Origin of the sequence: Mesorhizobium sp. B2-1-8 (assembly GCF_006442545.2) — a bacterium.
In the GTDB taxonomy this organism is placed as follows: Bacteria; Pseudomonadota; Alphaproteobacteria; order Rhizobiales; family Rhizobiaceae; genus Mesorhizobium.
The window spans coordinates 2,602,032-2,615,015 of sequence record NZ_CP083952.1 but is presented as its reverse complement, the minus strand read 5'-3'; the positions used below and the strand labels follow the sequence as shown (position 1 = coordinate 2,615,015).

The window sequence follows — 12,984 nt, the reverse complement described above, 5'->3', positions numbered from 1 at the left end:
ATCGAATTTGATAGTTTGCGCTTGAATGGCGCCACATTTTTGCGTTCCTTGGCGCTGTGTCGAGACCGATTTTCGAAACCATACTGGCGGTGAGTGCTGGCGTTGCACTGTCGACCAGTCTTGGCTATCTCGCCTACGCCGCGCCGGGCGACGCGGTGTCCATGCTGGACTGGCTTACCAGTCCGCTCACCTTCAGCACCTTCCTGTGGGCCGCTCTCGGGGCAATATTCGGGCTCAGCGCCTTGCAATTCCGGCGCGGCCGCAGATCCGTCAGCCGCATCGCCCGGCCCGTGACCAGGAAAGGCGATGACGGACAGAAGCCAGCGACATGCGTGAGGCAGAGGCCCGAACCGCGTCGCATGAATCCGCTCGAACGCGACGTGCTTTAAGGTGCTGCTGCAGCCGCCAGGCTATCCGCCCTTCGGCGTCTCTGCAGCCAGAAAACCAGCCCGAACAGCAAGAGCGCCGGAAGCACGAACCAGTAGCGTGACGGCCGGCTGCTCGGCACCATGACCCCGATGATTTCGTCTCCGGGCTGCAGACCGAATTTTGCCGCCTGGCTGCCGAGACGCACGATCCCGACTGTCATCGTGTCGCCGAGCGCACTCACGGTCAGTCCCGCGCTTTCCAGCCGCTCCGCCGCATTTTTGCCTTCGGCGAGATCGAGCCTGATCAGTTTCTCGATCTCGTCGCCGTTGATGTTGACCGTCTTCAGCTTGACACGAACCGCTTGACCGGCGGGCGTGGCATCGATCGTCTGGTTCAATTGCGATACGGGTTTTGCAACAAAGGGCTCATCGACCAGATCGAGCCAATAGCCCGGCCGAAACAGCGTGAAGCAGATCAGCAACAGCGCAATGGCCTCGTACCACCGGTTGCGAACCAGGAACCAGTTCTGCGTCGCCGCCACAAAGGCCACCATTGCCAGCGCCGATGTGGCGATGACCATGATGAAATCCAGCGGCCCCTGGATGTCGATCATCAGCAGGCCGTTGTTGAAGATGAAGATGAACGGCAGCAATGCCGTCCTGATTTCGTACTTGAATCCCTGAAAGCCGGTCTTGACCGGATCGGCGCCCGAAATCGCGGCCGCGGCATACGCCGCTAGACCGACCGGTGGCGTCACATCGGCCATCAGCCCGAAATAGAAGACGAAGAGATGCACGGCTACCAGCGGTACGGCCAGGTCGTTCTGCGCGGCGAGGTCGACCATCACCGGCGCCATCAGCGTGGCGACGACGACATAGCTGGCCGTGGTCGGCATGCCCATTCCCAGAATGATGCAGATGAGGGCGGTGAACAGCAGCATGACGATGAAGCTGCCGGCCGAGATGAATTCGACGAGTTCGGTCATCACAAGCCCGACACCGGTCAACAGCACCGTGCCGACGATGATGCCGGCCGTCGCCGTGGCGATGCCGACCGTGGTCATGTTGCGCGCCGCGGCCGACAGCCCCTCGATGAGATCGACGAAACCTTCGCGCCAACGCGGCATGAGATCTTGCTTGCGAAAGAACGCCGTCAGCGGGCGCTGTGTGACGACCAATACCATCAAGGCGGCGGAGCCCCAGAAGGCGGAAAGGCCGGGCGAAAGCTCCTCGACCATCAGGCACCAGATGAGGAGCACCACCGGCAGCAGGAAATGCAGGCCTGTCCGTGCCGTCTCACCGAAATGCGGAATTTCCAGGATATCGCCCTTGAGGCTGTTGAGCGGCAAGTCGGGATGCTTTGCCCTGTAAGCGACGAGACCGACATAGACGACGGCAAGCGCCGCGACGATCATCCAGGTCGCGGCGCTGCCGAACGCGGTCTTGGTCCAGCCGATGCCGTAATAGACGAGTCCGGCCAGGATGACGAAGGCGCAGATGCCCATCAGCGAGCGCAGCGCCCCTTGCAAGGCGGGATGGCGGCTGCGCGACGGCAGGCCCTTCAGGCCCATCTTCATCGCTTCGATGTCGACGATATAGAAGAGCGAGCCGTAGGTAAGCAGCGCGGGAAAGAAGGCGTGCTTGACCACCTCGGCATAGGAAATGCCGACATATTCGGCGATGAGGAAGGCGGCTGCCCCCATCACGGGCGGCATGATCTGCCCGTTGACGCCGGCGGCACATTCGATGGCGCCGGCTTTGACCGGCGTGTAGCCGACGCGCTTCATCAGGGGAATGGTGAAGGTGCCGGTGGTGACGACATTGGCGATCGACGATCCGGAAATCATGCCTGTCAGGCCTGATGCGACGACCCCGGCCTTGGCGGGGCCGCCGCGATATTTGCCGAGGACGGAGAAGGCAAGCAGGATGAAATAGCCGCCTGCCCCGGCACGCTCGAGCAGCGTTCCAAACAGCACGAACATGAAGACGACGTTGGTCGAGACACCGAGCGCGACGCCGAACACGCCCTCGGAAGTGAGCCACATCTGCGAGGCGGCGCGCGACAGCGTCGCGCCTTTGTGCGCCAGCAGGCCGGGCATATAGGGGCCGACGAAAATGTAGATCAGCATCAGCCCGGCGATGACGGTGATGGCGGGACCGACGGCTCGCCGGGCGGCTTCCATCAGTATGACGATGCCGATGATGGAGATGACGAGATCCGCGGTCGTGGGGAGCCCGGGCCGGGTGGCGATCTCGCCGTAGAAGACGACGAGGTAAAGCGCCGCCGCAGCGCCGGCTATGGCAAGGATCCAGTCGGGCAATGGAACGCGGCTGCGTGAAGAGCTTTTGAAAGCGGGGAAGGTGACGAGCGCCAGGAACAGCGCAAAGGCCAGATGAATGGAACGCGCAATGCCGTCGCTGACGACGCCGAAACCGAGCATGAAAGGGATCGGCGAGGAGTACCAAAGCTGGAACAGCGACCAGGCCAGCGCGACCGCCAAGACCAGATGCGCGGCCAGGCCGGTCGGCTTGCGGCCGCCCGTATCCGCTTCCGCGACAATCTCGTTCAGTCTGTCGATATCGACGTCTTCAGGTGCTCCTGCCTTGCGGAACTGGTCTGTCATTGTTCCCCTCGACCGATTGTTTTTTCATTTTGGTCTTTTCGGCTCCGTGGCCGGACCGCCCTTCAGGCAGCCCGGCCCAGCTGAAGCTCAGAGCCAGCCTTTTTCCTTGTAGTAGCGCTCGGCGCCGGGATGCAGCGGCGCCGAGAGGCCGGCCTTGATCATCTCCTTGGGGTCGAGATTGGCGAAAGCCGGATGCAGCTTCTTGAAGTCGTCAAAGTTCTCGAAAACCGCCTTGACCATTTCGTAGACCACGTCGTCCGGGGTCTTGGCGCTCGTGACCACGGTGGCGCGCACGCCGAACGTCGTCGTCGGATCGGGATTGTTGGCGTACATGCCGCCGGGGATGGTCGCGACCGAATAATAGGGGTGCGCCTTCACCAGCGCGTCGACGGCGTGGCCGGTCAGCGGAACGAGCTTGGCGCCGCAGGCGGTCGTCGGATCCTGGATCGCGGCTGACGGATGTCCGACGCCATAGAAGAAGCCGTCGATCTTGTTGTCGCAAAGCGCACTGCCCTGCTCATCGGCCTTGAGCTCGGCGGCTAGCGAAAAGTCCTTCAGGGTCCAGCCCATCTGCTTCAACAGCTCTTCCATCGAGGACCGCGTGCCGGAACCGGGATTGCCGACATTAAAGCGCTTGCCTTTGAAATCCTCGAAGGTCTTCACGCCCGCATCGGGCCGCGCCAGCACGGTGAACGGTTCGGGGTGGACCGAGAAGACCGCGCGCAGATCCTTTACCGCCTTGCCGTCGAAATTGCCGACGCCGTTATAGGCCTGAAACTGCACGTCGGACTGGGTAAGGCCGAAATCGAGGTCGCCGGTATTGATCGAATTGACGTTGAAAACCGAACCGCCGGTCGATTCGGTCGAGCAGCGTATGCCGGTCTTCTGCCTGTCCTTGTTCATGAGCCGGCAAATGGCGCCGCCAACGGCATAATAGACGCCGGTCACGCCGCCGGTGCCTATGGTGATGAACTTCTGCTCGGCGAACGAGGGTGTGGCGGCAAGCAGACACCCCGCCGCGCCCGCGGCTATCAGGGTTTTCAGCAGACTACGCATTTCGACTACCTCTCTGGTGGTTTGGTCCGGCCTTGCGCCGGGCTCTGGTCAGGCGCGTCCCGCCAAGTCGGGAGCGCGCAAGGCTGCATCGACGGCATCGCCGAGCCGTTCGACGATGGCATCGATGTCCTGGCTGGTGGAAATGAACGGCGGCGCGAGCAGCACATGGTCGCCTCTGACGCCGTCGATCGTGCCGCCCATGGGATAGACCATCAGGCCGTTGTTCATGGCTTCGCGCTTGATGCGGACGTTGAGCTTCAGCGCCGGATCGAAAGGCTCCTTCGAACCGCGGTCGGCGACCAGTTCGATCGCCTGGAACAGGCCACGGCCGCGAATGTCGCCGACATGATGATTATTGCCGAAGCGTTCGCCCAGGCGCCGTTGCAGATGCATGCCCATCGCCTTGACGTTGTCGAGCAGATGGTCGCGACGGATCACCTCCTGGACGGCAAGGCCGGCCGCCGCGGCCATCGGATGACCCATATAGGTGTGGCCGTGCTGGAAGAAGCCGGAGCCGTTGGCGAAGGCGTCGAAGATATGCTGGCCGAGCAGCACGGCGCCGACGGGCTGATAACCGCCGCCTAGCGCCTTGGCGATGGTCATGAGATCGGGAACGACACCGTCCTGTTCGCAGGCGTGAAGCGTGCCGGTGCGGCCCATGCCGCACATTACCTCGTCGAGGATGAGCAGCACGCCGTAACGGTCGCAGATGGCGCGGACGCGCTTCAGGTAGTCCGCCACCGGCGGCACGGCGCCGGCGGTCGCACCGACCACCGTCTCGGCGACAAAGGCGATGACCTCGCCGGAGCCGAGTTCGAGTATCTTGTCCTCCAGGGCCTGTGCTGCCCGCGCTGCGTAGTCGGCATCGCTTTCATCAGGCAGTTGATGGCGATAGGCGAAACATGGATCGATATGATGGGTTTCGATGAGAAGCGGCTGAAATTGCCGCCGCCGCCATTCATTGCCGCCCGTGGCGAGCGCGCCAAGAGTGTTGCCGTGATAGCTCTGGCGGCGGGCGATGACGTGACGCCGCCGCGGCTCGCCTTTCTCGACAAAATATTGCCGCGCCATCTTCAGCGCCGCCTCCACCGCTTCCGATCCGCCGCTCAAGAGATAGGCATGGCTGATCCCGGCCGGGGCGTCTTCAACCAGGCGGTCGGCCAAACGTTCGGCCGCCTCCGTACTGAAGAAGCCGGTGTGGGCATAGGCGATGCGGTCGAGTTGTTCATGCAAGGCGGCGATGACGTCGGGATGGCCGTGGCCGAGACACGACACCGCCGCGCCGCCGGATGCATCGATGTAGGAGCGGCCGTCGCTGTCGAATATCTGGATGCCTTTGCCGCCGACGGCGATCGGAAGCGAACCTTTGGTGGTGCGATGGAGAAGATGGGTCATTTCTTGCCGAGCCGCGGTTTCAGGTGAACATTGAGCGCCGCATGGTGTTCGTCGGTGCGTCGTATCTCCGCCAGCGCCTGCTCGCCGCCATGGCCGGCGACGACCGCTGCCAGGATTTCCGCTACGGCGAAGGCCGGCGCCATGGTGTGGAGGAAGGATGGGGTCTGCGTTGGAACGAGGATGACCTCGGCCGCGATCTGGGCGAGCGGCGCCACCTCGCTGTCCGTGATCGCGACGACGCAGACACCGCGTCCGGCCGCATATTCGGCGACCTCGACCGTCTGGCGGGTGTAGGGGAGCACGCTCGCCACGAGCAGCACATCGTCATTGGTGGCGCGGCCAATCGCGTCGGCACCGGTTCCGGCCACGCCGTCGAGCAGCACCGATTTCTCGCCAACGAGCGACAGGACATAGTGGATATGCCAGGCGACAGGATGGCTGGAGCGCAGGCCGAGGCAATAGATCCGGCGCGCGGCCGAGAGCCGTCTCGCCGCAGCCACGATGCGGTCCAGCCTATCTGGCCTGGCAAGCTGGGCGAACTGGGCGGCTAGCGAGTCCAGCATCTCGGCGGCTTGAGCGCGGTCGCCCTTGAGCTTCTGGCTGCGCAGCTGGACCCCCGCTTTTCCTGCAAAGCCGGGATATCCGCTGCGCACCGCCGCGGCGTAGGAATCGCGCACGACATCATATCCTTCGAAGCCGAGATGCTGGGCCAGACGCGTCATGGTGGCCGGCTGCACCCCCGCCTGCCGCGCCTGCTCGCGCATGGAAAGCAAGGCCACGTCGCTCGGATGGTCGAGCATGTAGCGAGCCGCGGTCTGCAGCTGCGCCGACATGCCGTCGAACTCCGCGACGATGCGTTCCGCCAAGGGCCCCTGGTCCATCGAGGCAGTCTGCCGCGCATCGATTTCGTTTGCAACAAGTGTTTCACAAGTTATGTTGGTGATCCAATTGTCCAGCCACCGGTATGCGCATGCAGTCCCAATCCTCGGACAGGCCCGTCGCGATCGCCGTCGCGCCGAATGGCGGCAGACGCAGCAAGGCCGACCATCCGGGCTTGCCGATGACGCCGGCCGAACTGGCGCGGACGGCGGCCGAGTGCCTCGAGGCCGGCGCGGCCATGATTCACCTGCATGTGCGCGACCGGGATGGCCGGCACATTCTCGACCCCGACGCCTATCGCGCCGCCACCGCCGCCATTCGACGGACGGTTGGCAATGCAATGGTGGTGCAAATCACCAGCGAGGCGCTTGGCGTCTATCAGCCCGGCAGGCAGATGGAAGCGGTTCGCGAGACCAGGCCCGAGGCCGTCTCGCTGGCACTGCGCGAGCTTGTCCCGGACCGGGATGCCGAGCCGGTTTTCGCCTCGTTCCTCGGCTGGCTGAAGCGCGAACGCGTGTTGCCGCAGATCATACTCTACGATCCCGGCGAGGCACTGTACCTGTGCGATCTACAGCGGCGGGGCATGATCCCCTGGGACGACATTCCCGTGCTCTTCGTCCTTGGCCGCTACACGACATCGCAGCAATCGGCGCCCATGGATCTGCTGCCGTTTCTTTCGCCAGGTATTCCGGCCTTCAGTTCCTTCATGGTCTGCGCCTTCGGCCGCGACGAGGCTGCCTGCGTGTCCGCCGGGGCGCTGCTGGGTGGAGATGTCCGGGTCGGCTTCGAGAACAATCTTCTGCTGCCGGACGGTTCGACGGCGCCCACCAACGCATTTCTGGTCGATACTGTCGCGCGTATGCTCCGAGGCTTTGGACGGCCAATCCGAACCCCCGCCTCATTGCGCCATGCCTGGGGCATGGGTCACCGGTGAATGGATGATCAATCGTCCGTCGCAAAGTCGCAGGATCGTCATGAGTATGGGGAGCCATGGAACCCATGTCAGCCTGGCCATCCTGGGTAGCCAATGTTCCGACACAGAGAATCGGCCTTGGAAATTCGAACACCTTGTCGGGCGCCGCTCTCATGCATATATGTCATGCTGTGACATAAATTCCGCATCGAAGACAGCCCCAACGGTCAGTTAGCCGGCTTTGATTCCGGAAGGCAAGAAACCGTTGGTCCGCCCAAGCGAGCGGTTCTGTTCATGTCTGCGATGTAACGTACGAGGTCTGGTTATGGCTCAGGGTTGGTTTGCCGCTCCTGTATCGGTGACGGTAGGCATCTTCGGAAGCATCAGAAACATCATTAGCGCGCGCCAGGCGGATGAACTGCTCCGTGAAAGGCTGCGCCATGGCGGCTCACCCAAGATTCTGGCCGCTCATCACGCCTGTCGAGCCGCGATGGAAGATGAAGCAAAGGCGGAAGCCGCCCGAATGGCGTTCATCGAGGCCGCACGGGAAGCGCGCCTGTTGCCCGGCAACTGAAGAAAACGTCCCCCGAAATGTCGGGAAGCTCGTCCGATGGCTTGCCGAGCAATCCACTCCGCGCTTCTAATCTATACGCCGAGGTAGCGCTGCAAGAGTTCCGGCTGCGCCTTGATCTCGGCGGCAGGTCCTTCATGGGCAATGTGGCCGTTGTTGATGATATAGACGCGCTTTGCAAGCGCCAAGGTCGCGGCCAGGTTCTGTTCGACCAGAACGATGGTCTGCCCGGCCTCGGCCAGTTCGCGACAGGCTTTGACGAGATCCTGGACAATAACCGGGGCAAGCCCCTCGAACGGTTCGTCCAGCAGGACGATCTTCGGGTCGCGCACGAGCGCGCGGGCGATCGCCAACATCTGCTGTTCGCCCCCGGAGAGGTCCGTGCCCCGGCTGGTGCGCCTCTCCTTCAGCCGCGGGAACATCTCGTAGATGCGCTCGAGCGGCCACCTGTTATCGGCGGTCAGGCCCGCAAGGATGATGTTGTCCTCGACATTCAGGCTGCCGAAGATGCGGCGATCCTCGTGCACGAGTTGCATGCCGAGCTGCGCGATTCTGTGCGCCTTCCTGCCCGCCAGTTCCTCGCCATCGAACTTGATGCTGCCTGTGCGCGGCGTGACGACACCCATCAGGCTCTTCAGCGTCGTCGACTTGCCGGCGCCGTTCCTGCCAAGGAGCGCGACAACCTCGTTTTTCTCCACGCGCAGCGATACGTCGAACAGAATGTGGCTGTCGCCGTAGTAGCTGTTCAGACCTTCGACCTCGAGCAGGCTCATCAGGCAATCTCTCCGTGAACGCCGCCGAGATAGGCTTCCTGCACTTTTGGATTGGTCTTGATCTGCTCCGGGATGCCGTGAGCGAGGATGCGACCCTCTTGCAGCACAGTGACCGTCTCGACCAGTTCAAACAGCGAATCCATATCGTGGTCGATGATGATCATCGTGCGGCCGCCCGCGATCGACTTCAGCAGCGCAACCGTTTCGACGCGCTCGCGCGGACTCATGCCGGCCAGCGGCTCGTCGAGCAGCAGCAGGCTCGGCGAAGTCGCCAGCGCCAGCCCGATCTCCAGCCGGCGCTTCTCGCCATAGGCGAGTTGCGAGACCAGCGTGTCCGGGCAGTGCGTCAGGTTGACCAGCGCCAGCGTGCGCTCGACCTGCTCGTCGAGGCCCGGGATCTTGCGGATATTGCGGAACAGGTCGAGCCTGAACTTGCCGCGGATTTCGCCAAGCGCGGCGATTGTAAGGTTCTGCCTGACGGTCAGCCGGTCGAAGAGCTGGTTGATCTGGTAGCTCTTGGTCAGTCCGAGCTGGCAGACATCCGTCACGCTCATACCGGTGATGTCGCGGCCCTCGAACACGATTTTGCCCGAGGTCGGCGACACCTCGCAGGTAAGCATCTTGAAGAAGGTGCTCTTGCCGGCACCATTTGGTCCGATGATGCCCCGCGTCTCACCATGGTTGATGGTGAAGTCGATATCGCTGTTGGCCATCAGGCCGCCGTAGCGTTTGCTCAATCCCGTAGCCTGCAAGATGGGACCGGAAGCGTGGTCCGTGGAACGGTGGCGCGCCGGCATCGCCTCGACGACGACCGGCGACGAACCCGGCGCGATCGGCGGGGTGATTGCTGCCGCCTCGACCGGCTCAACGGTTTTCCTGGCGCCCGTCGCCAGGTCGTAGACGTCCGCGATGGCGCCGACGATACCGCGCCTCAGGAAGACGACCAGCAGCACGAAAACAATGCCGAGCACCAGCTTCCATGTCGCGCCAAGGTGGAGCGTGTTCTGGAAGAAATCGCTGAGGAAAAGCCACACGGTCGCTCCCACCAGAGGCCCGAACAGTGTGCCGGCACCGCCTATCGCGGTCTGCATGACGAGTTGACCTGATGTATCGAACATGAACGCATCCGGCGGCATGAAGCCCTGCATGACGCCGAGCAGGCCCCCGGCAAAGCCGGCGTAGATCGCGGCGACCACGAAGGCGGTATGCTTGTAGGCGTGGATGTTGTGGCCGAGCGCGACCGCGCGCAGGGGATTGTCGCGGATGGCGGAAAGAATGGCTCCGACCGGCGAGCGCACGATACGCAGGGCAATCACCAAGCCGACGAAGTACCAGAATGCCAGGAAGGTATACGTCGCCCAGTCGGAATCGAACCTAAGCGTGGTGAAGCCGAGAAAGACGCTCGGCGTCGGCACGCCCGGCAGACCGTTCTCCCCCCCGGTATAGGCCGATAGCGGGTTGAACTCGACGAAGAAGAACACTTCCGAGATCGCCACGGTGATCATGGCGAAATAGATGCCGGTGCGCCGGAGCGCGACCATCCCTACGAGATAGCCGACGAAGCCGGCGACGACAGCGCCGATGACGATCGCCACCATGACGTAAGGAAAATTCAGTTCGGTCAACAGGTAGGCGGCGAACATGCCGCCGGTGCCGTAGAAGGCCGACTGGCCGAAGGAAAGCAGGCCGGTGTAGCCGAAGAGGATGTCGAAACCGAGCCCGAACAGGCCCCAGATCAGGATCCGGTTGATGGTTGTCGGCGCGAAGCCGAGATGCGGCAGGACGAAAGGCGCGGCGATCAGTGCGATCACCGTCAGCACCTCGACGAGGAAGGAGCGTTTCATGTTCATGCGCGGACCGCGTTCACTCGCGGCCCGCCGTGCCGAGCAGTCCGTAAGGACGCAGCACCAGCACGAGAGTCATCGCCACGAAAAGCATGACATAGGCATAGCCTGGGTTGAACATCGAGGTGATGGAGATGATCTCGCCGGCGATGATGCCGCCGAGCACCGCACCCGGGAACGATCCGACGCCGCCGATGACCACCACGACGAAGGTCTGCACCAGGATCGCCTCGCCGACATCAGGCGCGATCGATACCACCGGCGCGTTGACGATGCCGGCGAAGCCCGCCGCCATGGCGCCGATGCCGAACACCAGCATGAAGACCTTGTAGACGTCGATGCCCAGCGAGCCGACCATGACCGAATCCTCGATGCCAGCGCGCACGATCATGCCGATGCGGGTACGGTAGAGCACGAAATAGAGCGCCAGCAACGCCACGGCAACGATGCCGAGCAACGCCAGACGATAGGTCGGGTAGACCATGAAGCCGAGATTGGTGATGCCTTGGAACAGGCTCGGTGGCGGCACCGTCTTTGACAGGCTGCCGAAGAAGAAGCGCACCCCCTCGACGAAGACGATGCCCAGTCCGAAGGTGACGAGGATCTGATCCTCCTGCGGACGAGCGTAGAAGTAGCGGATGATAAGCCGCTCCATAAGGACGCCGACCAGCATGACGAAGAGGGAGCCGGCGATGAGCGCAACAATGAAGGAGCCCGTATAGTCATAGGCGACCCAACCGGCATAGCCGCCGAGCATGAACATCGCGCCATGCGCAAAGTTGAGCACGCCGAGCGTGCCGTAGATGATGGTCAGACCGGAGGAAATCAGCGCCAGAAGCGCGCCGAGCACCAGCCCGTTGAAGCATTGCGAAATGAAATTAGCCCAATTGACCACGCTGCCGCCCGCTTTGAGGTTGATGAATAGCCTGTCGCGTCGCCGTCCAGCCCGCCATAATGACAGGCAATCCGTTGCCATGCGATAGTTAATCGGCCAGACCTCAAGCCGCAAAGACACTGCTTCGCGCCCTCTTTGGTCTGCCATATACGGGATGAAGTCCTTCTCCGCATCGATGACGCGGAGAAGGCAGTTGTGACCGTCAGGTGTAATCGCCAAGCTTGCAGCCGAAGGCGTCCGGCTTCTGCATCAGTCCTTCGCCCGGCACGACGTCGAGCACCTCCCAGAAATCCTCCTCGTTCTTCATGTCCTTCGGCGCCTTGCCGCGGACGATGACGACGGGACGGATCAGCTGATGGTCCTCGGGCCGGAACTTCACGTCGCCGACCATGGATGGGAAGGTTTCGCCCTTCTCGTATTGTTTGATGACGTCCGGCGGATAGAAGGTGCCGGCTTCCGAGACCATGCGCGCCCAGATGGCGAACTGCATGTAACTGTTCTCGGCGCCCCATTCCGGCCGGTAGTTGTACTTCTTCTGGAACTCGTCGACGAACATCTTGGCGAGCGGATACTTGTCCTCCATCGTCCACCAGAAATCAGTGGCGGCAAACACGCCTTCAGTGAGTTCGGCACCCACTTCCTTGGCCAGGAACGGAATCTGGTAAGGGATCACCATCTTCATGTTCGGCGTGAGGCCGAATTGCTTGGCCTGCTGCACCGACAGCACGGCGTCACGCCCCCAGTTGACGTTGATGATGAACTCGGCACCGGAATTGGCGATGTTGGTGAGATACTGGCTGAAGTCCTGCGTGCCCAGCGGCGAGATCTGATTGGTCACCATTTCCCAGCCGCCATTGGCTGTCAGATAGTCGTTGACCGACTTGGTTACCGTATGGCCATAGGTGTAGTCGGGCGTCATGAACGCCGCTTTCTTGCCCTTGCCGAAGTTCTTCAACAGCACCGGGCCTATAGCGTTGGCGCAAGTCTCACCATAGACGCACTGGCGGAACGAGTAGCGTGCGCAATCCTTGCCGGTGGTGTCGTTCGAGCCGGATATGGCCACCAGATAGAGGATCTTCTCACGTTCCGCGAACTTGTTCAGCGCCACCGCGACTGCCGACGAGGTCGACCCCGTCATGGCGATGATCTTGTGGTCGTTGATGAACGTCTGCTGAGACTGCACGGCATTGTTGGGCTTGGCACCGGAATCGGCGACGACAAGTTCCACCTTCTTGCCGAGCACACCCTTGTCGACCTTCGGCGCGATCTGCTTGAGCAGATCGCTACCGGCGTTGATGTGCTCGACGGCTAGCTGCATACCCTTGAGCTCGTCCTCACCCTGTACGGCATAGGCGCCAGTGCGCGGCACGGTGGCGCCGATATAGACGGTGTCGCCCTGCGAGCCTGCCGGCCACGTGCCGATTGCCGGCTTGTCGTCCGCGGCATAAACCGGACGAATGAAGGAAGCCGGCAACATGAAGCTGCCGGCAAAGCCGGCACCAGCATGAAGCAAGGTACGGCGGGACAGGCTGGCTGGTTTATGATCGTCGAATAGCATCGGATATTCCTCCCTCGGCAAGACCTCCAGAGGCACTCGTTGTTGCCCCATTTTCCACCGGCCGTGGAAACAAGCCGGATCGCACTGGCATTCGCAGCTGCGGGAGCG

11 protein-coding genes are annotated in these 12,984 nt (G+C 62.5%); 3 read left to right on the top strand and 8 right to left on the bottom strand.

Annotated elements, in window-relative coordinates:
* Positions 1-89 precede the first annotated feature (89 nt).
* Positions 90-389: a hypothetical protein gene (locus FJ970_RS12760; protein WP_140760822.1), complete on the top strand. Its 300-nt coding sequence runs from the start codon at positions 90-92 to the stop codon at positions 387-389.
* Here the strand turns inward: FJ970_RS12760 and FJ970_RS12755 are convergent.
* From FJ970_RS12755 to FJ970_RS12740, 4 genes are all read right to left on the bottom strand, one after another.
* Positions 386-2,992, bottom strand: a complete 2,607-nt coding sequence (locus FJ970_RS12755) for a TRAP transporter permease (RefSeq protein WP_140760825.1) — start codon at positions 2,990-2,992, stop codon at positions 386-388. The genes FJ970_RS12760 and FJ970_RS12755 overlap by 4 nt on opposite strands.
* Before the next feature lie 87 nt (positions 2,993-3,079).
* Positions 3,080-4,048: a TAXI family TRAP transporter solute-binding subunit gene (locus FJ970_RS12750; protein WP_140760827.1), complete on the bottom strand. Its 969-nt coding sequence runs from the start codon at positions 4,046-4,048 to the stop codon at positions 3,080-3,082.
* A 48-nt stretch (positions 4,049-4,096) separates the two neighbouring features.
* On the bottom strand, positions 4,097-5,443 hold the full coding sequence (locus FJ970_RS12745) for an aspartate aminotransferase family protein (RefSeq protein WP_140760829.1): 1,347 nt from the start codon (positions 5,441-5,443) through the stop codon (positions 4,097-4,099).
* Positions 5,440-6,324: a MurR/RpiR family transcriptional regulator gene (locus tag FJ970_RS12740; protein WP_140760831.1), complete on the bottom strand. Its 885-nt coding sequence runs from the start codon at positions 6,322-6,324 to the stop codon at positions 5,440-5,442. Before FJ970_RS12740 ends, FJ970_RS12745 begins: the two co-directional genes overlap by 4 nt.
* Before the next feature lie 89 nt (positions 6,325-6,413).
* Between FJ970_RS12740 and FJ970_RS12735 the strand changes: the two genes are divergently transcribed.
* Positions 6,414-7,256 carry a 3-keto-5-aminohexanoate cleavage protein gene (locus FJ970_RS12735; protein WP_140760833.1) on the top strand — a complete coding sequence of 281 codons (843 nt, stop codon included), beginning with the start codon at positions 6,414-6,416 and terminating at the stop codon, positions 7,254-7,256.
* A 304-nt stretch (positions 7,257-7,560) separates the two neighbouring features.
* Positions 7,561-7,809 (top strand): DUF982 domain-containing protein, encoded by a 249-nt coding sequence (locus FJ970_RS12730; protein WP_140760835.1) that lies wholly within the window; start codon positions 7,561-7,563, stop codon positions 7,807-7,809.
* Between the two features lie 71 nt (positions 7,810-7,880).
* On the opposite strand, the gene FJ970_RS12725 is transcribed toward FJ970_RS12730, so the two are convergent.
* From FJ970_RS12725 to FJ970_RS12710, 4 genes are all read right to left on the bottom strand, one after another.
* A complete protein-coding gene (locus FJ970_RS12725; RefSeq protein ID WP_140760837.1) occupies positions 7,881-8,579 on the bottom strand; it encodes an ABC transporter ATP-binding protein in 699 nt (232 codons plus the stop codon).
* Positions 8,579-10,429, bottom strand: a complete 1,851-nt coding sequence (locus FJ970_RS12720) for an ABC transporter permease subunit (protein ID WP_140760839.1) — start codon at positions 10,427-10,429, stop codon at positions 8,579-8,581. Before FJ970_RS12720 ends, FJ970_RS12725 begins: the two co-directional genes overlap by 1 nt.
* A gap of 13 nt (positions 10,430-10,442) precedes the next feature.
* On the bottom strand, positions 10,443-11,318 hold the full coding sequence (locus FJ970_RS12715; RefSeq protein ID WP_140760841.1) for a branched-chain amino acid ABC transporter permease: 876 nt from the start codon (positions 11,316-11,318) through the stop codon (positions 10,443-10,445).
* Positions 11,319-11,520: 202 nt separating this feature from the next.
* Positions 11,521-12,876, bottom strand: a complete 1,356-nt coding sequence (locus tag FJ970_RS12710; protein WP_140760843.1) for a substrate-binding protein — start codon at positions 12,874-12,876, stop codon at positions 11,521-11,523.
* Positions 12,877-12,984 lie beyond the last annotated feature (108 nt).